Source organism: Paraburkholderia phenoliruptrix (assembly GCF_902859825.1).
In the GTDB taxonomy this organism is placed as follows: domain Bacteria; phylum Pseudomonadota; class Gammaproteobacteria; order Burkholderiales; family Burkholderiaceae; genus Paraburkholderia; species Paraburkholderia phenoliruptrix.
Genome location: NZ_CADIKB010000019.1, coordinates 14,324 through 37,923 on the forward strand (window position 1 = coordinate 14,324; position 23,600 = coordinate 37,923).

The window sequence follows — 23,600 nt, forward strand, 5'->3', positions numbered from 1 at the left end:
GTTGCACCCACTATAGTTTCATTTGCAACTGTTGGCAATGAAAATAATGAAGCCGAAACTGTTGCTTTGATAGAATCCGCCAATCGATATCGAGGGGCCACACCGTGTACAAGTTCACCGAATCCTTCCCCTATCTGCTGAACCGCGTGGGCGTCCGCATGGGAGATCTGTTCTCGCGCCGCATCGCCTCCTACGGGGTTACCCTGCCGATGTACCGTGTCATGGCCGCGCTGCACGAGGTGCCGGGACAGCGCCTGAACGATCTCGCCGACATGACCACCATCGAGCTTTCCACGCTATCGCGGTTGATCGGCACAATGGAAAAGACGAGGCTCGTCTCGCGCAGCCGGCTCGAGAACAACGCCCGCACCGTTGCGATCAGCCTGACGAATGCCGGGGAAAAACTGCTTCAGCAACTCGTGCCTATCGCTCAACACTTCGAAGCTGTGGCAATCGGCAATCTCTCGCCGACCGCGCTAAAGGTACTGAAGAAAAACCTCTCCGATATCTTCCTGTTGCTCGACAAACTGGAAGAAGAACTCGCCGCCTCCGCTGACGAAAGCTGACGTCTGGCTTTTCGCAGCGTCCGGCTCATGCCGCCACGCAGTCCGGCTGGTTTTGCGGCTTTGCAGCCTCGAACGCGGGATGCGTGAGCGCGTGCTCATACACGGCAACGCTTCGCGGATAACGGGCCAAATCGCAGCCCATGCGCTGCGCATTCGCCATCTGCGGAATGAGACAGCAATCGGCAAGCGTGGGCGCGTCGCCAAAGCACCACGCGCCGCTTCCATGACGTTCCAGAATCCGCTCGACGCCTTTCATTCCTTCGTGCACCCAGTGCACGTACCACGCGCCCTTCTGCTCGGGCGAGACCATCAGCACCGTCTGCAAATACCCGAGCACGCGCAGATTGTTGAGCGGATGCATGTCGCACGCGATCAGCGACGAAAGCTCGAGCACGCGCGCCCGCAGTGCAGGCTCGGCCGGAATAAGCCGCGGCTCGGGATAACGCGCGTCGAGATAGTCGATGATGGCGAGCGACTGCCCGAGCGTGAAGTCGCCGTCCTGCAAAGCGGGCACCGCCGCCGACGGATTGACCTGCTCGACATAGCGCGTCTCATGATGGTCCCCGGCACGGATATTGACCGGCCGATAGTCGTAGTCGAGGCCTTTCAGTGCGAGCGCAATGCGTACGCGATACGAGGTCGAGCTGTTAAAGAAGCTATGCAACTGCATCACGCCCGCCTCCCGCTCATACGACCGCAACGGTCAATTGGCCGAGACGCTCCACGCCTACGGTCATCGTGTCGCCTTGGGTCACCGCGCCGACGCCCTCCGGCGTGCCGGTGAAGATCACATCGCCCGGCTGCAGTTCGAAGTACTTCGAGAGATCCGCGACCGTCTCCGCAACCGACCAGATGAGGTGCGAGACATCGCTCTTCTGCTTCGTTACGCCGTTGACGTCGAGCCAGATCCCGCCTTCAGTGAAATGCCCGACCTCGGCGGCAGGATGGACCGGTCCGATCGGCGCGGAGCGATCGAACGCCTTGCCGATTTCCCAGGGGCGCCCCATCTCGCGCATCTTCATCTGCAGATCGCGACGCGTCATGTCGAGCCCGACTGCATAACCCCACACATGATGAAGCGCCTCGCCGACCGCGATATTCGAGCCTGCTTTGCCGATCACTGCCACCAGTTCCGCTTCATAGTGGTAGTTGCGCGTTTGCGGCGGATAATCGAGCCGCAGCGTTTCGCCATACACGGCAGGTACCACTGCATCCGCAGGCTTGCAGAAGAAAAACGGCGGCTCGCGATCCGGATCGAAGCCCATCTCGCGCGCATGCGCGGCGTAATTGCGGCCTACACAGTAAACGCGGCGCACCGCGAACCGGTCGTTGTTGCCGGCAACATGCAGGCTGACAGGTGCTTCAGGAGGAAAAATGAAAGACATGATAAGAGAGCTCGCTGAGTGGGAACAATAAGAAAGACGGGTGCCATGCATTCCGGTCGGCGCGCGCCGTCACGATCTGTATCTTCAGGCGCGCTCTTCGCGCAGCAGATTTAATGCTGAAAGTACCGGCCTGTCCGAATAGCTGAACAACACGCAGTCGCTCGATGCATGAAGCGCGACCGGTTGCCACGACGGCACGACGAACACGTCGTGAGGCTCAAACGCGAATGTGTTGTCGCCGATGCGCGCCGCCCCCGCACCCTCGACAACGCAATAGACGGTCGCGTCAGTGCTGCGATACGTCCTGCCTGTAAATCCGCCAGGCAGGAACTGCATGAACGCCGCAATGGTCGGCATCGGCCAGCCACCCGTAACCGGATTGACGTAGCGCAGCTTGACGCCGTCCCATGCATCGAGCTCGCCGCGACGAAAGAGCGCATCCAGTGCCTCACGACTTCTTTCATACGGATAACTGAATATCGGTGACGATGGTCCGCTCGACTGGTGACGCACCGGCATCATGTTCTGTCCGAAACGTGCGAAGCTGTCCCCTTCTGCACGCAAGATAGGTTGCGTCGACTCGGGATACGTTTCGGCGAAGCCGGCGTCGAGATTCGCAATGAGCGGAATGTCGAGGCCGTCGAGCCAGATCACCGGCTCACCGCCTTCGTCCACCGGCGGATTGCCGTGATCGTGCCATGTCCACGACGGCGTGATGATGAAGTCCCCCGGCTTCATGGTCGTTCGTTCGCCATCGACAGCCGTCCATGCGCCGCGGCCCTCGACGATGAAACGCAGCGCGGACTGCGTGTGCCGGTGGCTCGGTGCAATCTCGCCGGGCAGGATCAGTTGGAGTCCCGCATATAGGGTCGGCGTCATGCTCGACCTGCCAGCGAGCCCAGGGTTCTCGAGCACGAGCACGCGCCGGACTGCTTCTTCAGCGCTGATCAGGGAGCCCGATTGCATCACGAGTTCGCGGATCTGCGCATACTTCCAGATGGCGGCCTGCGCTTGCGGCCGGGGCGCTTTCGGCACAAGGTTGTGCAGCGATTCCCACAGCGGCGCGAGTCCCTGCTGCGCGATCAGCGCATAATAGGCCGCGCGGTCTTCATGCCGGGTTTGCACAGTCATGTGTGTCTCCTACGATTGCGGGTCGATGTTCACGAACACACTCCCGGCTTCGATCCTCACCGGATAGGTCCTGATATCGCTGGTAAGCGGCTCACACATCGCACGTCCATTGCGAATATCGAAGCGTCCCTGGTGGAGCGGGCACTCTATTTCGTGGCCTTCGAGGAAGCCGTCGCATAGGCGCGCATGGCCGTGCGTGCAGATGTTGTCAGTGGCAAATACCTCGCCATCTACGCCATAAATGGCCAGTTCCTTCCCGGCCGCCTGCACGGCGACAACGTCGTCGCTGGGCACTTGAGCCAACTCGATAACTTGGGTCCATTGCTGTGTCATGAGTAGCCTCAGATCGGATAGATGAGCGAGTTGGCAATCATTTCGCTGTCGAACACGCAGAGTCGCGACTCGAACTTCAGACCTTCGTTCGTTCGCCGAATCGTGTCGACGTAGCGCCCCACGTTGAACACACTTGTGATGTCGTCGGGCTTCGTGCGAAACACCGCGTAGTTGGCCTCGGCGCGGATCCGCTCGGCGTCCACGTCCAGGATGCGCGGCACGCCCACCACGTGCCGCTGATAGTACGGGTCATGAAAGATCGTCTCTGTCACGCCATAGACGCGGTCTTTCAACATGCCGCGGCTCTCGAAGGCGAGTGTCGCAAGCGGAAAACCGCGCTCGTAGTTTTCGCGAGGCTGCACCTTGTACACGCACTGCTCGGTAAAAAACTCCGGCCACTTCTGCAATTCGTTGTTGTCGAGCGCGGCGGCATAATCGGCGTAGAGGGTGAGCAGTTGCTGGTAAGTTGCGAAGTCAAGCATCTCAAGCCTCCATCACGCTGCGCCAGTAGCGATACATGCCGCGGATCAGCGTTTCGGTCACCATATGGTCGGCGTCGCTCACGTCGCGCCCGCCCAGTTCCGCGATAGTTCGATGAAACGGCTTCTGTTCGAAACCTTCCTGCGAGAATTCGATTACCTCGCCGTCGTCAGCGGAAACGAAACCGGCTGGCCCGAACAGGTTCGCCTGGCGCAGCCGGCGCCTCTTCATCTCCTCGCTATCTTCTTCGAAGCCGAAGTGCGTCCACACGAAGTCGAATGAGTTGTGGCCGTTAGGCTGAATGTGTCGTGTGGATACCGAATTAACCTGCTGCTGGATGATCACGCTCGGAAAAAGCGTCATCATCACCGCGGTCGGTGCGCCCCACCACTCTTCCTTGACCACATCGAGAAAGCGCTCGTCGTGCAAGGTCATCTGTTCCTTGAAACTGGACACGCCGCTTGTCACGTCACCTTTGCCGCCCGTGCCGCGCGTGGAGATCATCGCGGCGTGGCGGCCATGCTCGTCCATTCGAAGCTCCGATTTGTTGTCCGCGCGCCAGAGGCCAAAAGTGACGAACCATGTGTGCAAGAGGCCGGGATGATAGGGATCCTTGATGTTTTCCTGCATCAGCTTCCAGTTACCGGGAATGCGCTGTCTGCTGTAGCCGAGAATGGTGAGCTTGCGCCCATCGAATACGCGGTCGAAATAGCGCAGGATCGTCGGACCCAGATACTCTTCGAGCGACGGCACGTCATGATCGAATGACGCGAACACCACGCCGTTTCGCACGGCGACGTTCAGCTTGGTCAGCCCGTGCTCCTTCGGGTCGAAGTCCGACGGCATGCCGCCGTTGATCTTGCCGTCGAGCTTCACGCCGCGCCGGAAAGGCACACCCACAAGGTTGCCCTTCAGGTCGTAATTCCACTGGTGATACGGGCAGGTGAAGTCCTTCCGGTTGCCTGACTTTTGCCGGCAAAAGCGCACGCCGCGATGTGCACAGACGTTTTCGACGACATGTATCTCGCCGTCCGCCGCCCTTGTGACGATCACGGAACGCTCGCCCACGACAGTGCGCTTGAAGTCGCCCGGATTCCGGATCTCTGCTTCCAGCGCGACATAGCACCAATGCGCCGAATAGAAGAAGCGCTCGAGCTCGCGCCTGTAGATGGCTTCGTCCGTGTAGGCCGAAAACGGAATACGGCTACTGCCTGAGTCTTTCCAGTCCGGCTGCCGGAACGCAACGGTGGCCTCGGTCATGTGAGTCTCCAGAAATAATGATTCGCGCTATGGGTCGCTCAAACGCCACTCGCATGAAATGCGTCCGCGTAGATGCGCTCGGGCGCCACGCCTTTTTGCCGCAACAGGAGCGACGCGGCATCGACCATGACGGGCGCCCCCGCGACGTACGCACTCCAGCCTTTCATGTCGCGCCAGTCGTCGCTGACAGCCTGGGTGACGACGCCGCTGCGGTAGTCGTCCGCCGCTTTGCCCGACGCCACCACGACGTGAAATCGCATACGTTTGACGTGCTGCTGCAATTCGGCAAGCCAAGGTTCGCCGTAAACATCGGCTTTCGATCGCACACCGAAATAGACATGCACGTCGTTAGCCATCTCAGCCTGCTCGATACCCCTCAGAATGGCGAGAATCGGCGCGAGCCCGGTTCCTCCCGCGATACAGACGATCGGGCCAGCCGTCTTGCGGCGCAGATACGCGGCGCCGAGCGGCCCGCTCACGCGCACGCTGTCGCCGACCTTCAGGTCGTTTGCTATATAGGAAGTCACGCGGCCGTCGGGCACGACGCGAATGTGGAACTCGAGTTCGTGGGGATTCTGCGTGACGGCCATCGAATACGGCCGTACGTGCTGAGGCGTGAACTGAAGATTGGCGTACTGTCCGGGTGAAAATTCGAATGCCTTGGGGAGTTTGAGCCGCAGACGCTTGATGTCGTGCGTGAGGTTCTCGATGGAGAGCACAGTCGTCTTCAGGATCTTCGCGGGATGAACGACGATCTCGTCCATCTCCGGAATTTCAATGGCGCAATCCTCCACGAGCGTGGTCTGGCAGGCAAGCACCGCTTCGCCGTTGTTGACCGGCGCATGAGAGTCCGCATTGCCGGCCGTGAGCACCCGGCCCGACGCGACGCGGCAACGGCACGTGCCGCAACGGCCCGACATGCAGCTATACGAAACGGGAACCTCGTTGGCTCGCAGAACATCGAGCAGATTGTCTCCGGCACGCGCATCCAGCGTGCGTTGCAGCGGCACGATAGTGATCTTCATGGCGCCAGTGTCTCCGGGCTGGTCTTGGTGAAGCACATGATGCGACCGGCCAATTTATAAATAAATAGAAGTCGCTTGATATGCGTTATCACTGGCAGTGATAATGTGAAGCGTGGGAAAACGCGAGAGACAAGCCATGGAGCTTCACGACATCGACCTGAACCTGCTGGTGGTTTTCAACGAACTGCTGCGGCAGCGGCGCGTGTCGGCCGTCGCAGGCACGCTCGGCATTTCGCAGCCGGCCATCAGCAACGCGTTGAACCGGTTGCGCCGCCTTCTCGGCGACGAACTGTTCCTTCGGACATCGAAGGGAATGATCCCGACGCCCTTCGCCGAGGCGCTCGCAGAACCTATCGGCTATGCGCTGGGCGCGATCTACAACACACTGAACGCCACCACGACATTCGATCCCGCGTCGAGCAAGCGCAAGTTCACGGTTGCCATGACGGACATCGGCGAAATCTATTTCCTGCCGGCGCTCATGAAGCGGCTCGGCAAGGCCGCGCCGAACGTTACCGTCAGCACGGTACGCAGAACGTCCGAAACGCTTCAGGAAGAAATGGAGGCGGGGCGTGTGGATCTGGCAATGGGCTTCATACCCGATCTGAAGACAGGCTTTTTTCAGCGCCGTCTCTTCAAGCAACGCTATGTGTGCATTTTTCGCAAGGGTCATCCCATTGCGAAAACCGGAATGACGCTCGGCGCATTCCGCGAGGCCGAGCACGTGTCGATCGTCGCGGAAGGCACGGGCCACGGCATGGTGGATGACGTGATCGAGCGCGCCGGCGTGTTACGGAACGTGCGCCTACGTGTGCCGCATTTTGTCGCCGTCGGTCATATCCTTCAGACGACCGACCTGATTGCCGTCGTACCGCAAGCCTACGCGGCAAAGACACTCGCTCCGTTTGGGCTCGAAGAGGCACCCTGCCCCGTGAGGATTCCCGACATTGCCATTAACGTGCTGTGGCACGCGAAGAATCATCGCGAGCCGGGTAATCAATGGCTGCGGCATCTCGTGTTCGACGAGTTTTCGCTGTAGTTGCGGTGGTCGCGTAAGCCTGAGTGCGCCAAACGGTGAGTGGTCGGTTCACGCTTGTCTGCGCCGCCCGCTTCGGAGAAGGTCGTCTGAGCGCAGCGGGTCGGTTTGCGTTCGCCCAGTCTTCGAACGCATCGCTCGAAAGCCGCCATTGGAATGCGCCAGCCCGCAGGCAGCCAGAGCTTCGACGGCAGCGATGAGAGCGATCCGGTCATCCGTGCCCGCGCCTCATCTCATGCGTGGCACACGACTTATTGCAGAAACCCTGCGCTGCGCAGTGCTTCCTCAGCGGCCTCATGATCTTGAACGGATGATCCGCCAGAAATACCGATGCCCCCAACCAGACGCCCTTCGTGGAAGATCGGTACTCCGCCGCCGACCGGCGTCAGCCGCGGATGGTGCGCCAGCGGGGCAACGGCGGGTTCGGCCATGTACTCATTCCATTGGCGCGTGGCCATGCCGAAGGACGCGGCGGTCCATGCCTTGTCGATGGCCACGTCAACGGAACGGCGGCGATCTGCGGCACATGTTGCCTGCGAAGGTCGTCGGCTGGCCGGTCAGCGTCCCGTGGCTCAATGCGACGCTCATCGCAGCCGTGCCAACGCGAGGCCGCGCCTCGATGTGCACGTTCATGCACGTTTACATTCTTGTTTGTGCACGTTATCATGGTGCATGAACGACGACATTCCTCTTTCCCGGCGCGATGAGATCGCCAATCGGCTTGCACAGGGCCAGCCAGTCGTGGCAGCGGCACTCGCTGCCGAATTTAATATTTCCGAAGACGCCATCCGCCGCGACCTTCGCGCTCTGGCGGCCGAGGGGCGCTGCCGGAGGGTCTATGGCGGGGCGCTGCCCATCACACCCGCTTCCGTGCCGATGGCTGGCCGCCTTGATCGAGCCTTCGAGCAAAAGTCGGCATTGGCCCGTGCGGCCGTTCCTCAAATCCAACGAGGGGAACTCTTGTTTCTCGACAGCGGCAGTACCAATTTCGCGCTCGTTGACCTGCTGCCCGAAGACGCCGACATCACCATCGCGACCAATTCAGTCGATATCGCTGCCGCGGTGCTGCGCCGATCCGACATTCGTCTGCTCATCGTCGGCGGCTCGGTTGATCCAGCGGTCGGCGGATGTGTCGATGCGAGCGCCGTGCAAAGCGTTTTGCAAATGGATATCGATCGATGCTTCATCGGATCCTGCGCGATCTCGCCAAAGAGCGGCATCAGTGCGTTCGACCTCGCGGACGCGACTTTCAAACGCGCCGTTCTGGCGTCCAGCGAGCACAGCGTGGTACTGGCGCTCACTGAGAAGTTCAATGCTCGCGCCCCTTACAAGGTGGCCGCCATCAAAGAGATCGACTGTGTAGTCGTCGAACACGATCTGCCGCGCGTACATCGTGCGGCCTTGTCGAAAGCCGGCGCATCCGTTGTGCCGGCACAGGAACCCGCCAAGCCATGAACAGCCGGCCCAATCTGCTCGCGTCGCGAGCAACGGCTCCGGGCCTGCCTGCGGCCCGACTCGCCACCCGCCTTGCGTTCCTTGTGGCGGGATTTGGCGTAGCTTGCTGGGCACCGCTCGTGCCTTTCGCGAAGCAGCGGCTTGGCGTCGATGACGGCGTGCTCGGACTCCTGCTGCTGTGCATCGGCTTCGGCTCAGTCATTGCAATGGTAGTCACGGGCGCGCTCAGTGCACGGTACGGGGCCAAACCCATCATCGTTGCGGGCGGCTCGGGGCTGGCCGTCGTTTTGCCCCTGCTGACCATCGTCAGTACGCCGCTGACGCTTGGCATCGCGTTGCTCGCGTTTGGTGCGTTCCTCGGCTCACTCGATGTCGCGATGAACATTCATGCGGTCGATGTCGAGCGCGCGGAAGCTCGACCGTTGATGTCGGGCTTTCACGCGCTCTTCAGCGTCGGTGGATTCGCCGGCGCAACGGTGATGACTTTCCTGCTTTCCTTGCACATCGGAATGCTCGCAAGCGCATTGCCATGCGCCGTTCTGATGCTCGTGGCCATCGCGGCGGCGCGCTCTCGTCTGATTGTGTCGACACACGCGAGCAATGGGCCGCTGTTTGCGTTGCCGCGCGGCATTGTGTTCATGCTTGCCGCGCTCGCCGCAATCACCTTTCTGGTCGAAGGCGCGCTGCTCGACTGGAGTGCCTTGCTCGTCACCGGGACCGGACTGGTTTCCGCCGCGCACGGAGGACTGGGCTATATCTTCTTCTCGATCGCCATGACCGCCGGCCGGTTCGGCGGTGGCGCGCTCACCGCGCGCATCGGCGACCGCGCGACTATGTTCTGGGGAGGACTGCTCGCAACAGTCGGTTTCGTCGTGCTGCTGACTGCACCGACCGCACCGCTCGCAATGAGCGGATTTGTGCTGATTGGTCTCGGCGCTTCGAATGTCGTGCCAGTGTTATTCCGGCGCGCCGGGTCGCAGTGCGCAATGCCTTCAACGTTCGCGGTTGCCGCAATCACGACGACGGGTTATGCCGGGCATCTCGCCGGACCTGCTGGCGTGGGCTTCATTGCGAAGGCTGTCGGATTGCCGACTGCCTTCTGGGTATTAGCCGCGATGTTTTGTCTCGTTCCTGCCTGCGCCCACCTGGCAACGCGGCGGCTTCCACAGGACTGCTCATGAACATTGCCCACGTTGCCCTGTGGACGCGCGATCTCGACGAGGCTGCCCTGTTCTGGCGTCGATATTTCGACGCCGATGTTGGCGCGGCCTATCAGAGCAAACGCCGGCCCGGCTTCGTCTCACGCTTCGTGAGATTACGGGGCGACCAGACCATGATCGAATTGATGACAGGCCCCTGGATCGCGAATGGTTCGTCAATGGACCGCGTCGGCTGGGATCATCTCGCCATTTGCCTTGGAGACTCGCTTGCGGTTGATGAACTGGCCAGGCGCTGCCAAGCCGATGGCTTGCTCATATCAGCGCCTCGAACCACAGGCGATGGGTTTTATGAAGCCGTAATCGCAACACCAGACGGCACGCGGATCGAGATTACTGACTAACGGCGCGCACCACGGACGACGACGGGGTGCCATATGATGCTGTTACAGAGGCTAGGCGAGAACGTTCGTTGTCCGATGTAGAGTCGATCGAGTGTCGTACAGGATGCCACGTCGGATGGCTGAAAGTGGTCTGTGAGCAGCGAAGCCCACGCCCGCTCTGCCTCGTCGGAGATGGCGGAGTAGGTTCGGATCATCTTGAAGAACGCTTCCCTATCCACTCGACCACTCTCCTGGTTTTTCGCTGCGAACCGCCAAGGTTTGCACCGTGCTCGCGCTCACTTCTTCCCATCTACCACCGCGACCACCTCGTCGCGCGTGTACTCCTTGTTCGCAAGCGCGCCCGCCGGCGTCTTCGCAAGCACGGCGTCGAGTTCGTCCGGCTTCACTTCGAGCACCGGCATGCGGATATCGTGCGGCACCTTCTTGCCGGCCAGGATCTGCTGCGTGACCCAGAACGCGAACGTCGACGCGCCCGGCGGAATTGTCACCGACATCGTCTCGTAGCCGGCCTTCTTCTGATCGGCCCACCATGCAAGCTCTTCCTGACGGTTGCCGAGAATGATGATCGGCGTCGGCCGTCCTGCGGCCTTGATCGCCTGCGCGGCGCCGAATCCGTCGCCGCCCTGGGTGACGACGCCGTCGATCTTCGGCAAGGTCGGCAAGATGCCCGCGACCTGCTTTTGCGCGACGGTCTGCGTCCAGTCGCCATGTACCGAGCCGACGATCTTCAGCCCCGGATACTTCTTCAGTTCATCCACGACGCCCTGGTGAATCTCGTCGTCCACCGAAACGCCTGCCAGCCCGCGGATTTCCAGCAGGTTGCCCTTGCCGTTCAAACGCTTCGCCAGATAATCGACCTGCATGCGGCCCATGCCCTGGAAATCGACTGCGATCCGATACGCGCACGGCTCGGTCGCGATTCCGTCGAACGACACAACCGTCACACCCGCCCCGCACGCCTGCTTGATCACGCCGTTGAGCGCGGTCGGCGACACGGCATCGACGGCAATCGCCTTGTAGCCTTGCAGGATCAGGTTCTGGATCTGCTGGACCTGCTCGGTCGCCTGACTCTCGGCCGTCGTGAAGCTGGGCGCGGCCGCGACGATCTTCTGTTTCACCGCGGGGTCGGCCACGTTCGACCAGCTCTTGAGCATCTGCTGGCGCCAGCTGTTGCCCGCATAGTTGTTCGACAGCGCGATCTTCATCGACGACGTATCGCCGGTTGCGACCTGCGCCGATGCGCCCACCGATGCCGCGGCGAGACACAGCGCCACCGCGATTGCTGACATCTTCATGTTCGTCTCCGGTTTTTGATGTTGTGACGTTACCGCCCCGCGCCGCGCACACCGACGTGAAGCGAATAGATCGACGAGGTCGCTGCAATAAACAGCCGATTGCGGTTGATGCCGCCGAACGTAAGATTTGCGACCACCTCGGGAATCAGTATCTTGCCGAGCAGCGTTCCGTCCGGCGCATAGCAATGCACGCCGTCTTCCGCGCTCGTCCACACGTTGCCGTGCTCGTCCACGCGCATGCCGTCCGGCACGCCGCTTTGCATTTCGATGAAGACACGTCCGTTGCGCAAACGGCTCTCGCCCGCCACGTCGAACACGCGGATATGACGTGGCGCCCGGTCGTCGTGCGACGCGCCGGAATCGGCGATATAAAGGCGCGATTCATCCGGCGAGAACGCGAGACCGTTCGGCTTCACGAAGTCGTCGCTGACCAGTTCCACACGGGTAGTGTCCGGCGAAATGCGATACACGTTACAGCGGCCGATCTCGCTCTCCGCCCGATACCCTTCGTAGTCGCTTAGGATTCCATAATCAGGATCCGTGAACCAGATGTGGCCATTCGAATCGACGATGACATCGTTCGGCGAATTCAGCCACTTGCCTTCGAAATGCGACGCCAGCACGGTCACGCTGCCGTCATGTTCGGTGCGCGTCACGCGCCGCGCGCCGTGCTCGCAACTGACGAGCCGGCCTTCTCGATCGCGCGTATTGCCGTTGCTGTAGTTCGACGGCGCGCGGAACACGCCCACGCCCATGCCCGGTGCCCAGCGCAACATCCGGTTGTTGGGTATGTCGCTCCAGATGAGCAGGTCGGTTGCCGGGAAATACACCGGCCCTTCGGCCCACAGGCATTCGTCTGTCAGGCGGCTCAGGAATGCATTGGGCTGAAGCAGCCGTCTGAACCGCGGATCATGCACTTCGTAGTCGCTGGATTTCATGTCTCCTCTCGTTCTCGATATGAATCGGAAAAACGGTCGACGCCTCTTCACCGCACCGTCTTTCCACCGGCCGCGACCGTCACCGCGATGATGAGCACGCCATAGACGATCGAGCGCACGCCCGCATCCGCGCCGAGCGCGTTGAGCGCGGCGTTCGTGAGAAACAGGAACATCGACGCGCCCCACACGCCGACGATCGTCGCCTTGCCGCCGGCAACCAGCGTGCCGCCGATCACGACCACGGCAATCGAAATCAGCATGTACTCGACGCCCATGTCGAGCGACGCGCCGCCCGAGGTCGCCGCGAGCAGAAGCGCCGTGAGCGCCGCGATCATTGAGCACAGCACATACGCGACGCATCGCGTGCGATGCACGTCGACGCCCGCGAGCCACGCGGCGCGTGCGTTCTGTCCGATCGCCGACAGCTTGCGGCCGTACACCGCGCGATGCAGCAGCACCGCCAGCGCGGCCGACAACGCCAATGCAAGAAGCGCGATATACGGCACGTTCAGGAACCGGCCGGTCGCGAACGCACCGAGCGCGGGCGGCGGCGGCGGAAGCTGCCGCCCTTGCGTGATCGCAATCGACTGAATCATGAAGCTCGACGACAGCGTCGCGATGATCGGCGGAATGCGCAGCAACCTGATCAGCATGTAATTCGCGAGGCCCACCGCGACACCCACGCCGAGCGCGGCCGCGACACCGAGCACGATTCGCCCGTCTGCTCCGCCCATGACGTGCATGCCGATTACGCCCGCGAGCGCGATGGTCGACGGCACCGAGAGGTCGATGTTGCCGACGCCCGACGTGATCACGAGCATCTGCCCGAGACCGACCAGCACCATGAACACGCCGTAGGTGAGCGCCGTCTGCGCGACATTGCTGGCAATGCCGAAGCCGAACACGCCGACGATGCCGAACCACACCAGCACCGCGCCGACGAACGACCACGCCCACGGCGCCTGAACGCTGCGCAAGCGCGACCACGCGGTTTCGTCTGCGCCGATTGTCCTGCCGGTTACCTGCGATTTCATTGGCGCTCCCCGCGTTGCAGCAGCACGCGCAGCGACAGCACGACGACGAGGATCGCGCCCTGCATGCCGACCTGCCAGTCCGCCGAGATATTGAGGAAGGCGAGGAACGACGCCGCGAGCGTCAGCGTGATTGCACCGAGCACCGCGCCGATCACCGACACGCGTCCGCCGATAAATTCGCCGCCGCCGAGTATCACCGCCGCGATGGACAGCAGCGTGTAGCGCAGCGCGAGATTGGCGTCGGCCGAGGTCGTGAGGCCAAGCAGCGACAGACCCGACAGCACGCCGAAGATCCCCGCGATGCCATACAGCGTCGCCTTGCTGCGCACGAGCGACCAGCCGAAGCGGCGCATCGCGCGCGGATTGCCGCCCGCGCCGCGGATGCGCACGCCGGCCGACGTGCGCATCAGCAGCACGTGCCCGATGATCGCGACCACGACCGACCACACGATCGGCGCCGCGATGAGCGGGGTCTGATAGTTCATGGCGGTGCCGAGCCAGCCGGGACTCGTGCCGCCCGGCGAAGGCAGCAGCACGATCGCGATGCCGCTCCACACAAACGACAGACCGAGCGTGACGACGATCGACGGAATCTGCCGCAGCTCGATCAGCGCGCCGACTGCCGCATACGCGAGCACGCAGCCGATCAGCGCGAGCGCGCCGAGCCACGGCTCTTTAACGAGCAACGTCGCGCCGATGCACGCCACGAGGCTCACAAAAGAACCGATCGACAAATCGAGGTCGTTCACGGTGATGATCGCGAGCTGCGCGAGCGTCGCGAGCACGATCGGCACCGCCAGATTGAGCAGCAGGCTGGAGCCGAAATAGCTCATCACCGCGGGCTGCATGAGGAGAATGGGCACGAGCACCGCGATCAGCGAGATCGCAGGAAGCAGCGCGCGTAGGCGGGCCTGCGTGCTCTGGATCGAAAACCGCGCGGGCGTCATGCGGCCTGCTCCTCGAAGCTGGCTGCAAGCAGTGCTTCTTCCGTGCATTCGTCGGCGGTGAGCACGCGCGTGACGGCGGCCGAGCGGAACACATAGGTGCGGTCGCAATGCGACAGCTCTTCGTTTTCGGTCGTGTACCAGATGAAGGTGCGGCCCTTTTGCGCTTCGTCGTGAACGAGCTGATAGATGTCGCGCTTCGTGCCGACATCCACGCCGCGCGTGGGATCGTCCATCAGGATCAGCGCCGCATCCGATGCGAGCGCGCGGGCGAACAGCACTTTCTGCTGATTGCCGCCAGACAGCGACAGAATGCCCGCGCTCATCGGCGCGCCGCGTATGCCGATCTTTGCGCGCCACGCTTCGACGAGCGCGCGCGCCGCCGCGCGATCGACGAGACCGCGCTTCGGCGTTGCGCCGCCGAAAAGCCAGCGCACGTCGAGGTTCTGCGCGATCGACCAGACCGGAAACACGCCGTCTCGGCCGCGATCGCCCGCGACGAAAGCGGCTTTCACGCGCCCTGCGCCGCGCCGCGTCGCGGCCTCGTAGATCGACAACAACGCTTCGGTCTGACCCTGGCCGGCGAGTCCCGCAAAGCCGACGATCTCGCCGCGCGACGCTTCTATCAAAGTCCGTTTATGCGCGCCGACATTCCAGCGAAAAGCGCGCTCGGCGCCGCTCGCGTCGCGCACGCGCGCGGCAGAAGGCGCCTTGTCCGCTTCGAGCTGCTGACCCATCGCCCGGATGATCGCCGCGCGGCTCACCGCGTCGCGCGGCAGCACGCCGACAATTGCGCCGTCGCGCATCACGACCACGCGATCCGCGACGCGCTCGATTTCGCCCAGCATGTGCGTGATCAGCACGCAGGTGATGCCTGATTGCGCCGCGCGACGCACGAACGCGAGCAGCTGATCGGCCGTATGCGCATCGAGCGACGATGTCGGCTCGTCGAGAATCACAAGGCGCACCGGTGCGTCGGTCACGGTGAAGCCGCGCGCGATTTCGACCATCTGCTGTTGCGTGAGCGTCAGATCGGAAACCAGCTCATTGCCCTTCAGCCCATTGCCCGGAAAGATTTCTTCGAGCTTCTCGCGCATCAACGCGGTGGCCTTGCGGCGCCAGCCGGCCCCGCGCAATTGCGGATGCACGATCGTCATGTTTTCGGCGACGGTCAGGTTCGCGCACAGCGACAACTCCTGGAACACGCAGCGCACGCCTGCATCGCGCGCGGCGTTCGCGTCGTAATGCGGCGCCGGTTGTCCCTCCACGTCGATGCGTCCCTGCGTCGGCGCATAAACGCCGGCCAGCACGGCCATGAGCGTGGATTTGCCCGCGCCGTTATGTCCCGCGATGCCGACGCATTCCCCGCGCATGAACGCGAAGTCGATGTCGACGAGCGCGCGAACCCGGCCGAAGGTCTTGCCGATGCCTTCAAAGCGAATCAGCGCGCCCGGCTGAGCGTTGCTTGATGTTGCGCCCATTCACATGCCTCCATGCGTGGCGTCGCGCGTGTGCTTACTTTTTGTCGAGCAAGGCCACGGTTTGCGGCAACGTGTAGGTGACGTCGGCGATACCGCCTTTCGGCGTCGCGGCGAGCTTCGCCGGCAACTCCTGTTGCGAGATCGCAAGCAGCGGTACGTTGATGGTCACGTCCTTGGGGATAGGCTTGCCCGCGAGAACCTGCTGCGCGACCCAGAACGCGAACGAGACCGCGCCCGGCGGGTTGGACAGCGAGCGCGACTGGTAGCCCGTTTTCGTCTGCTCGCTCCACCATTCGAGTTCCGGATAGGTGCTGCCGATGATCATGGGCGGCGCGGGACGATTGGCCGCCTTGAACGCCTGCGCGATGCCGAACGACATCTCGCCTTCGGTCGCGACGCCGTCGACTTGCGGCAGCGTCGGCAGAATGCCGGCGACGGCCTTTTGGGCGACCGATTGCGTCCAGTCGCCGTTCACCGAGCCGACGAGCTTGAGACCTGGATGTTTCTTGAGTCCGTGGAGCACGCCTTCATGCATCAGGTTGTCGACGGAAATGCCGGCCACGCCGCGCACTTCGAGAATGTTGCCTTTGCCGTTCAGCCGCGCTGCCAGATAATCGACGCCCTGCTCGGCCCAGCCCTTGAAGTCGAAGTTCACGCGATACGCGCACGGTTCGTCGACCACGCCGTCGAACGACACGACGACGATGCCCGCGGCGCACGCTTTCTTGATCGTACCGTTGAGCGCGGTGGGCGATACCGCGTCGATCACGATCGCGCTATAACCTTGCAGAATCAGGTTCTGCACCTGCTGCGCCTGTTCGGTCACCTGATTTTCCGCGGTGGTGAACGCGGGCGCGGCAGCGATTTTCTTGTCGCTCACCGCTTGTTGGGCAATCGCGTTCCAGCTCTTGAGCATCGACTGCCGCCAGGCATTGCCGGCGAAGCTGTTCGATAAGGCGATTTTCTTTTGCGACGTGTCGCCGGTGGCGACCTGTGCGTGCGCCGCGCTGCCGAGCATGCATGCGACAAGTGCGAGCGCGGCCCTGACCTTCATTCCTTTACGGAACATCCTGTCATCTCCTTTCGTTTTTCTTCGCGCGCCGTGACTTGATCGACAACGCGCCGTTCGCCAGTCTGCGTTGATTCGTGCTGCGGTCAGGCCAATCGGTTTTGGTCAGGCCACCGATTGCGGAGCCAGTATAGCGACTGGTGTGAGCGTGTGCAATTCCGTTTAGTTACCGGTAACGACGACGGTGCCGGCGGGTGTGCCGGCCGTTGGGGCAGCCAGCACGCTCATCGTCTTCCCGTTGTCACGCGAGTGACACCGCGTCGTGCGCGCTGCCCGCGTGCACCCGCGACGGCGCGGCGCTCAGCGACCGCCAGCGCAGATAGCTGCGATCCAGCGCGGCAATATCGCTGCAACCGAGCAGACCCAGCCCGCGGTCCACTTCCGTTTGCAATATCTGGATTGCGCGGGCGGCACCCGGTTGGCCGCCCGCGCTCAGGCCATAGGTCGTCGCCCGGCCAAGCAGTACGGCATCGGCGCCCAGCGCCACGGCCTTCAGGATGTCGGAGCCACGGCGAAATCCGCCGTCGAGCATCACAGCGAGTCGGCCGCGCACCTGATCGACGACTTCCGGCAGCACGTCCATCGCGGACACCGCGCCGTCGAGCTGCCGCCCGCCGTGATTCGACAGCACGATCCCGTCGACGCCCGCCTCTATCGCGCGCAACGCATCCGGCGCACCGAGCACGCCCTTCACGACGAGGCGCTTCGGCCACAGATCGCGCAGCCAGCGGATGTCGTCCCAGGACAGCGACGGATCGAGCTGCTGACCCAGCGTAATCGTCGCGCCCTTCACGCTGGTCTGCCCCGGCGGCAACAGGTCGCCGAGATTCGCGAAGCGCGGCATCCCGCTCGGCCAGAGCACATTGCTCATCCAGCGCGGATGGCCTAGCACGTCGAACTTGTTGCGCCAGTCCAGCATCAACGGTTTGATGTAGTTGCGCAGATCCCATTCGCGTTTGCCGAACACGGCGCTGTCCGTCGTGACGACCAGCGCCTCGATTCCGGCCGCAAGGGAGCGTTGCGCAAGCTTCGCGACGAACTCGCGCGTGCGGTACATGTAGACCTGCATCCACACGCGGCCGCCCGCGCGTTGCACGACCTCTTCAAGCGCGACCGTCGACGCGTTGCTCAGCACGAACGGAATGCCGGCCGCCGCCGCGGCGCTCGCGAGCTGCACGTCGCCCTCGCGGAACATCAGTCCGCTGTAGCCCGTCGGGCCGATCATGAACGGCGACGCCGTGCGCTGACCAAACAGCGTGCTGCTCTGGTTGCGGTGTTCGACATTGACGAGCGTGCGCGGCAAAAACGCGATTTCGTCGAACACGTCCCGATTGCGGCGCAGCGTCGCCTCCGTTTCAGCGCCGCCTTCGATATATTCGAAACAGAAATTAGGCAGCCGCCTGCGTGCCATTGCGCGCAGATCGTCGATGCTGTGCGCGCGGCTCACGTCGCGGCCTGAATAAAGGCGGCGTTTCAATACAGCTCTCCTCTTCTATGCGTCTCTCTGGCGTGCATGCGTTTCCCGGTGACCATGCTCAGGTCACCACGCCGACCTGCCAGGGCACGAACTCGCTTTGTCCATAGCCGTGCAGCTCGCTCTTCGAGCGCGTGCCGGATGCGCAGTCGAGCATCATCCGGAAAATCGCTTCGCCGAGCTCGTCGATGGTCGCGCTTCCGTCCACTACGCCGCCGCAATTGAGGTCGATGTCGTCCTCCTGCCGCTCCCAGAGCGCGGTGTTGGTGGCGAGCTTCAGCGAAGGTGACGGCGCGCAGCCATATGCGGAGCCTCGCCCGGTCGTGAAGCAGATCAGGTTCGCGCCCGAGGCGACCTGCCCCGTCGCCGATACGGGGTCGTAGCCGGGCGAGTCCATGAATACGAAGCCCTTTGCATCGATAGGCTGCGCATATTCGTAGACCTCGACGAGGTTTGTCGTGCCGCCCTTCGCGACCGCGCCGAGCGACTTTTCGAGGATCGTCGTCAAGCCGCCCGCCTTGTTGCCGGCCGAGGGGTTGTTGTCGAGCGCGCCGCCGTTGCGCGTGCAGTAGTCCTGCCACCATGCGATCCGCGCGAGCAGCTTGTTGCCCACCGCCTGGCTCGTGGCGCGGCGCGTCAGCAGGTGCTCGGCGCCGTAGATCTCCGGCGTCTCCGAGAGGATCGCGGTGCCGCCGTGCCGCACCAGCCGGTCGACCGCGGCGCCGAGCGCGGGATTCGCGGAAATGCCCGAATAGCCGTCGGAACCGCCGCACTGAAGACCGACGCACAGATGCGACGCGGGCACCGGCACGCGTTCAACGCGGTTCGCGTCGGCGAGCATCTCTTTGACGAGCGCGACGCCGCGCTCGATCGTTTTGCGCGTGCCGCCGCTGTCCTGAATCGTGAAGCTGCGCAGCTTCGCCGCTTTGCCGGCCGGGCCGGCCGCTTCGAGCACGCCGTCGATCTGGTTCGTTTCGCAGCCGAGTCCGACGAACACGACCGACGCGAAGTTCGGATGCACCGCGTAGCCGGCCAACGTGCGGCGCAATACGGCGATGCCTTCTCCCTGCATGTCGATGCCGCAGCCGAGTCCGTGCGTCAACGCGACGACGCCGTCCACGTTCGGGAAGTCGGCGAGCGCTTCGGGGCGCACGTCGCGCCTGAAGTGATCGGCGATCGCGCGCGCGACCGTGGCCGAACAGTTCACACTCGTCAGGATACCGATGTAATTGCGAGTCGCCACGCGGCCGTCGTCGCGGCGAATACCCATGAAGTGCGCCGGCTCGGCCACGTACTCGGTCGGATGCGTGTCGGCGCCGAACGCGTGATCGCGCGAGAACTCGGACATGCCGAGGTTGTGCACGTGCACGTGCTGGCCCCGCGCGATCGCTTCGCGCGCCACACCGATAATCTGGTTGTAGCGCTTGACCGGTTCGCCCTTCGCAATGTCGCGCGTGGCCACCTTGTGGCCGGGCGGAACGAGTCCCGTCACGACCAGTCGCTCGGCGTCGATGCGCGTGCCGGGCAGGAGCTGCCGGGTCGCGATGATCACATCGTCGTTCGGATGCAGGCGAATCACCTGGGGCGCGCTGCTAGCTTGAGTCAACATAAGAAGGCCTCGAATGGAATGGATGGCGGCCCGCTACCCGGCTGCCGGCTACGTCAGACTGCCGAGCCCACACGCGTCGACGCTTCTTCGGTATCGGAAGCCATGGACAGCGGTTCGATGCGCCCCACGATCACCAGATAGCTGAACGCGCCGAGAAAGCAGAAGCCGCCGGCCACGACGAGCGGAATCGTGAACGAGCCCTTGGTCATCGCGACCATCACGCCGGTGAAAGTCGTGATCACGATGCCCGCAAGGTTCGACGCAAAGTTCTGAATGCCGCCGATCGACGCGACATGGTCCGGCGTCGGCGCGACGTCGCCCGGCAGCGACCAGATGCTGGCCGCGGCGAACGCGAGGCTGCCGTATGCGATGCCGAAGAACGCGAGCATCAGATAGACGTTCGCCGTGAATGCCGACAGCGTGATCACCGACGACAACAGCATGCCGCCGACCATGCATGTCTTGCGCGCAGCGGTCAGGCTCCAGCCGCGCCTGAACAGCGCATCCGACACATAGCCGCCGAGCCAGCCGCCGGGGATGGAGATCAGCGCCGGAATCATCCCGAGCGTGCCGAGCGATTTCAGCGAGAAGCCGCGCGTCTGCACGAGATAGCTCGGGAACCAGGTGATGAAAAAATAGATCACGAAATTCAGGCAGAAGAAGCCGAGCATCATTCCCCACAGCGTGCGGTGGCGAAACAGCGAGCTCCAGGTGACGCGTTGGCGTTGGCCTTGGCCGGCGACGGGCGCGCTGGCGGCCGCATTCGAGCTGCCCGTATCGAGCGGCTCGGGGTTCCGATAGATCACGAACCAGCCGAGAATCCACACCGCGCCGAGCGCACCGGTGATGACGAACGCCGCTTTCCAGCCGACCGAGCTGATGATCAGCGCGACGACCGGAATCGACAGCGCGGAGCCCACACGCGAGCCGCTATCGAAGATGCTCGTCGCGAGCGCGCGCTCCTTGACGGGAAACCACTGGCTCACGAGCTTCGCGCACGACGGATACGCGCCCGCCTCGCCGACGCCGAGCAGCAGCCGGCAGCCGAACATGCCCGCCACGCTGCTGGTGGCCGCGGTCAGCGCGGTGAACACGGACCACCAGCCGACGGCGAGCGGCAACGCAATGCGTGCGCCGACGCGATCGACAAACCAGCCGAACGGCATCTGCATCAACGCGTAAGTCCAGAAAAAGCCGCTCAGGATGAAGCCCATCTGCGCCGGTCCGATGCCGAGCGCCTTTTCGATCTCGGGCGCTGCGACCGCCAGATTCGCGCGATCGATGTAGTTCACCGCGATCGCCAGAAAGCTTAGAAAAATCACCACCCAACGCATTTTGCGCATAGCTTGTCTCCTCCATTATCGAATATGGGACCGGTTCCCTAACCGCGCGCAATGCGGGCCATCGTGCGATTGGGGCGCGCAGCACATCGCCGTTGCGCGGTACCCGCGCCGCACTCAAGAACTTGTCTGGCCTTACCAGATCCGACAAATTAAAATGCGACTGGGCGAGTGGTCAAGCCAATTTTGGGGAAATTCGGGAAATCCCCGGGTTGGACACACCTCTCGTGTTGCGCCGCGTTTCGCCGTTTGCGGGCAGCGCGCTTCGATCTACAATCGGCGCTCGCCTCAACGGCGCGTCGTCACGCCAGCGCGCCACCTCGCCAGGACAGCTTGTGACAGACAAACCCGCCGACCCTCGCCGCCTCTATCTGCAGATCGCGGAAAAGCTGCGCGATCTGATTGCGCAGCCGGAGTTCGCGCCGAACGGCCGCTTGCCTTCGGAGCGCGCGCTCGCCGCAACGCTGGCCGTGTCGCGCCCGTCGGTACGCGAGGCGCTGGTTGCGCTGGAACTGGAAGGGCTCGTGGAAATCCGTATGGGCTCAGGCGTCTACGTGTGCCCCACGCCGCCGACGCACGGCAAGGAGCCCTTGTCGCGCGCCGAACTCGGCGACAGCCTGCTCGACATCATGGGGGCGCGCTGTGTGATTGAAGGCTCGATCGCGGCGAGCGTTGCCCCGTTTTGCAAAGCGAAGGACCTGAAGCACCTGCGCGAGCTGTACGAAGAAATGCAGCGCGAAGTCTCGGCGGGACGGATTCCGGTCGCCGCCGACCGCGCATTTCATCTCGCGATCGCACAGATGACCGGCAACGAGGTGCTCGTGCGCACCGTCAGTTCACTGTTCGATGCGCGACATAGTCCGCTGTCCGAAAAGCTGCGCGGCCATTTTGAAAACGAGAGCACTTGGGGCGCCGTTCCTGACGAGCATCGCGTGATCCTCGAAGCGCTCGAAGCGCACGATCCGATCCAGGCTCAGGCGAGCATGCAGCGTCACCTGAAGATGTCGCTGGAACGGGTGATTGCCGGCGGGCGGCCGAATGCGCAGCGGCGCTGAAAGCAACGGCCGATGCACATCCAACGGCAGTTTGTCGTTGACGCATGGCGGGAAGCTTTTTTCGAGCAGGCTTCGCGTGAGCCTCGATGCCGGGCTCGCGGCGGTCGGGCGGGGCGCCCATCACTGGGAACCCGCCGATGCGAGCGGCTCGGCCTCGTGCTCGGCCATCCGCGTGAGCCATTGCTCGAATGCGGCCACAGCATTGTCGTCGACGCGTCCCGTACTTCTCACCAGCATGTAGTCGTCGGCGCGCCAGGCCGGTGTGGCGATGGGGCACACAAGACGCCCTTCTGCAAGATCGCGCCTGATTAGCGGCAGTGATGCCAGCGCCACGCCAAGACCTTCGACGGCTGCACCGAGTTGGAGATTCACGTGGTCGAACTCGGCATGACGGGCGGCCCGCAAGTCGGACGCGCCGGCTTCCTTCAACCAGTGAGACCAGGCGGCACGCGTCGTGGCGGAGTGCAGCAAGGTGTGATGGCGCAGATCGGTCACGACCTGAATAGGCCGCTGACGCAGCAGTGCCGGGCTGCAGGCAGGCACGCGCAAGTCGGGCATCAATGGACGGGAGACCACGCCGGCGCCCTCTTCGGGTCCCGAACGCACGCCGATATCAAAGGCGTCACCGACGTAGCGCAATTTGCGCGAGGTAGTCGACACCCTCACGTCCACCTCGGGATAACGCGCCTGGAAATCGGCAAGACGGGGCAGCAGCCAGCAGAGCGCGAAACTCATCGGCACATTGGCTCGCACGACGCCCGATATCCGGTGTGTCGAGCGATTGTGGCGCAGACGCACCGCCGCCACGCCGAGGCGCTCGAACGCCTGGCTCACGTCGTTCAGCAGCGCGGCGCCTTCATCCGTCAACACAACGCCCCTCGGGCGCCGCTCGAACAGGGGCACGCCGAACCAGTCCTCGAGCAGTCTGATCTGTTTTCCCACGGCCCAATGAGTGACATGCAAAACCGTGGCGGCCTCCGCGAAGCTGCCATGACGGGCGACTGCCTCGAACACTCGCAGTGCATTGAGCGGCGGAAGTTCGTCTCGTTTGTTTGCGACGCGTGGGCCTCTATTCATGACGTGACTTTTTGTCTCTGTTGCCGCGATATTAGCTCAGTTGAATCGCGCA

The 23,600-nt window shown here is 63.1% G+C and carries 24 protein-coding genes; 6 read left to right on the plus strand and 18 right to left on the minus strand.

Annotated elements, in window-relative coordinates; genetic code table 11:
- Positions 1–104: 104 nt before the first annotated feature.
- Positions 105–566, plus strand: a complete 462-nt coding sequence (locus tag HV711_RS18930) for a MarR family winged helix-turn-helix transcriptional regulator (RefSeq protein ID WP_015001782.1) — start codon at positions 105–107, stop codon at positions 564–566.
- Positions 567–591: 25 nt separating this feature from the next.
- Here HV711_RS18930 and maiA read toward each other — a convergent pair whose 3' ends face one another.
- The 7 genes from maiA to HV711_RS18965 form a co-directional block, all read right to left on the minus strand.
- A complete protein-coding gene (gene maiA, locus HV711_RS18935; RefSeq protein WP_035485889.1) occupies positions 592–1,236 on the minus strand; it encodes a maleylacetoacetate isomerase in 645 nt (214 codons plus the stop codon).
- 16 nt (positions 1,237–1,252) lie between these two features.
- On the minus strand, positions 1,253–1,951 hold the full coding sequence (locus HV711_RS18940) for a fumarylacetoacetate hydrolase family protein (protein WP_035485892.1): 699 nt from the start codon (positions 1,949–1,951) through the stop codon (positions 1,253–1,255).
- Between the two features lie 84 nt (positions 1,952–2,035).
- Entirely contained in the window at positions 2,036–3,082 is a 1,047-nt protein-coding gene (gtdA, locus tag HV711_RS18945) for a gentisate 1,2-dioxygenase (protein WP_035485895.1), read from the minus strand.
- 9 nt (positions 3,083–3,091) lie between these two features.
- Positions 3,092–3,415, minus strand: a complete 324-nt coding sequence (locus HV711_RS18950) for a non-heme iron oxygenase ferredoxin subunit (RefSeq protein ID WP_013587303.1) — start codon at positions 3,413–3,415, stop codon at positions 3,092–3,094.
- A gap of 8 nt (positions 3,416–3,423) precedes the next feature.
- Complete coding sequence (locus tag HV711_RS18955) at positions 3,424–3,897, minus strand: aromatic-ring-hydroxylating dioxygenase subunit beta (RefSeq protein WP_028362661.1); 474 nt, start codon at positions 3,895–3,897, stop codon at positions 3,424–3,426.
- A 1-nt stretch (position 3,898) separates the two neighbouring features.
- Positions 3,899–5,155, minus strand: coding sequence for an aromatic ring-hydroxylating dioxygenase subunit alpha (locus tag HV711_RS18960; protein ID WP_035485897.1), 1,257 nt, complete (start codon positions 5,153–5,155; stop codon positions 3,899–3,901).
- A gap of 38 nt (positions 5,156–5,193) precedes the next feature.
- Positions 5,194–6,180, minus strand: coding sequence for an FAD-binding oxidoreductase (locus HV711_RS18965; RefSeq protein WP_035485900.1), 987 nt, complete (start codon positions 6,178–6,180; stop codon positions 5,194–5,196).
- Positions 6,181–6,316: 136 nt separating this feature from the next.
- Between HV711_RS18965 and HV711_RS18970 the strand changes: the two genes are divergently transcribed.
- The gene (locus HV711_RS18970; protein ID WP_028362658.1) at positions 6,317–7,219 is read left to right on the plus strand and encodes a LysR family transcriptional regulator; all 903 of its coding nucleotides are present in this window, start codon (positions 6,317–6,319) and stop codon (positions 7,217–7,219) included.
- 248 nt (positions 7,220–7,467) lie between these two features.
- Here HV711_RS18970 and HV711_RS18975 read toward each other — a convergent pair whose 3' ends face one another.
- Positions 7,468–7,713, minus strand: a complete 246-nt coding sequence (locus tag HV711_RS18975; protein WP_244142701.1) for a heme-binding protein — start codon at positions 7,711–7,713, stop codon at positions 7,468–7,470.
- Between the two features lie 175 nt (positions 7,714–7,888).
- On the opposite strand from HV711_RS18975, the gene HV711_RS18980 reads away from it, so the two are divergent.
- Genes HV711_RS18980 through HV711_RS18990 form a run of 3 tightly spaced genes read left to right on the plus strand, consistent with a single transcriptional unit; the run spans position 7,889 to position 10,232 of the window.
- A complete protein-coding gene (locus HV711_RS18980) occupies positions 7,889–8,671 on the plus strand; it encodes a DeoR/GlpR family DNA-binding transcription regulator (RefSeq protein WP_035485902.1) in 783 nt (260 codons plus the stop codon).
- Positions 8,668–9,852, plus strand: a complete 1,185-nt coding sequence (locus tag HV711_RS18985) for an MFS transporter (protein WP_051224836.1) — start codon at positions 8,668–8,670, stop codon at positions 9,850–9,852. The genes HV711_RS18980 and HV711_RS18985 overlap by 4 nt, the downstream gene beginning before the upstream one ends.
- Positions 9,849–10,232, plus strand: a complete 384-nt coding sequence (locus HV711_RS18990; RefSeq protein ID WP_035485905.1) for a glyoxalase/bleomycin resistance/extradiol dioxygenase family protein — start codon at positions 9,849–9,851, stop codon at positions 10,230–10,232. Before HV711_RS18985 ends, HV711_RS18990 begins: the two co-directional genes overlap by 4 nt.
- Positions 10,233–10,507: 275 nt before the next feature.
- Here the strand turns inward: HV711_RS18990 and HV711_RS18995 are convergent, their stop codons facing one another.
- The 9 genes from HV711_RS18995 to HV711_RS19035 form a co-directional block, all read right to left on the minus strand.
- Positions 10,508–11,527, minus strand: a complete 1,020-nt coding sequence (locus HV711_RS18995) for an ABC transporter substrate-binding protein (RefSeq protein ID WP_013587294.1) — start codon at positions 11,525–11,527, stop codon at positions 10,508–10,510.
- 29 nt (positions 11,528–11,556) lie between these two features.
- Positions 11,557–12,465 carry an SMP-30/gluconolactonase/LRE family protein gene (locus tag HV711_RS19000; RefSeq protein ID WP_035485907.1) on the minus strand — a complete coding sequence of 303 codons (909 nt, stop codon included), beginning with the start codon at positions 12,463–12,465 and terminating at the stop codon, positions 11,557–11,559.
- A 47-nt stretch (positions 12,466–12,512) separates the two neighbouring features.
- A complete protein-coding gene (locus tag HV711_RS19005) occupies positions 12,513–13,499 on the minus strand; it encodes an ABC transporter permease (protein ID WP_035485909.1) in 987 nt (328 codons plus the stop codon).
- Entirely contained in the window at positions 13,496–14,446 is a 951-nt protein-coding gene (locus HV711_RS19010; RefSeq protein WP_035485912.1) for an ABC transporter permease, read from the minus strand. The genes HV711_RS19005 and HV711_RS19010 overlap by 4 nt, the downstream gene beginning before the upstream one ends.
- Complete coding sequence (locus HV711_RS19015; protein ID WP_035485913.1) at positions 14,443–15,924, minus strand: sugar ABC transporter ATP-binding protein; 1,482 nt, start codon at positions 15,922–15,924, stop codon at positions 14,443–14,445. Before HV711_RS19015 ends, HV711_RS19010 begins: the two co-directional genes overlap by 4 nt.
- A gap of 34 nt (positions 15,925–15,958) precedes the next feature.
- Positions 15,959–16,993: an ABC transporter substrate-binding protein gene (locus HV711_RS19020; protein ID WP_035485915.1), complete on the minus strand. Its 1,035-nt coding sequence runs from the start codon at positions 16,991–16,993 to the stop codon at positions 15,959–15,961.
- A 241-nt stretch (positions 16,994–17,234) separates the two neighbouring features.
- Complete coding sequence (locus tag HV711_RS19025; RefSeq protein WP_035485918.1) at positions 17,235–18,470, minus strand: alpha-hydroxy acid oxidase; 1,236 nt, start codon at positions 18,468–18,470, stop codon at positions 17,235–17,237.
- 58 nt (positions 18,471–18,528) lie between these two features.
- The gene (locus tag HV711_RS19030; RefSeq protein ID WP_028362647.1) at positions 18,529–20,076 is read right to left on the minus strand and encodes a UxaA family hydrolase; all 1,548 of its coding nucleotides are present in this window, start codon (positions 20,074–20,076) and stop codon (positions 18,529–18,531) included.
- A 53-nt stretch (positions 20,077–20,129) separates the two neighbouring features.
- Positions 20,130–21,419, minus strand: coding sequence for an MFS transporter (locus HV711_RS19035; RefSeq protein ID WP_175145196.1), 1,290 nt, complete (start codon positions 21,417–21,419; stop codon positions 20,130–20,132).
- A gap of 332 nt (positions 21,420–21,751) precedes the next feature.
- On the opposite strand from HV711_RS19035, the gene HV711_RS19040 reads away from it, so the two are divergent.
- A complete protein-coding gene (locus HV711_RS19040) occupies positions 21,752–22,471 on the plus strand; it encodes a FadR/GntR family transcriptional regulator (protein ID WP_013587285.1) in 720 nt (239 codons plus the stop codon).
- Between the two features lie 120 nt (positions 22,472–22,591).
- On the opposite strand, the gene gcvA is transcribed toward HV711_RS19040, so the two are convergent.
- Positions 22,592–23,548: a transcriptional regulator GcvA gene (gene gcvA, locus HV711_RS19045; protein ID WP_035485921.1), complete on the minus strand. Its 957-nt coding sequence runs from the start codon at positions 23,546–23,548 to the stop codon at positions 22,592–22,594.
- Between the last annotated feature and the right edge of the window lie 52 nt (positions 23,549–23,600).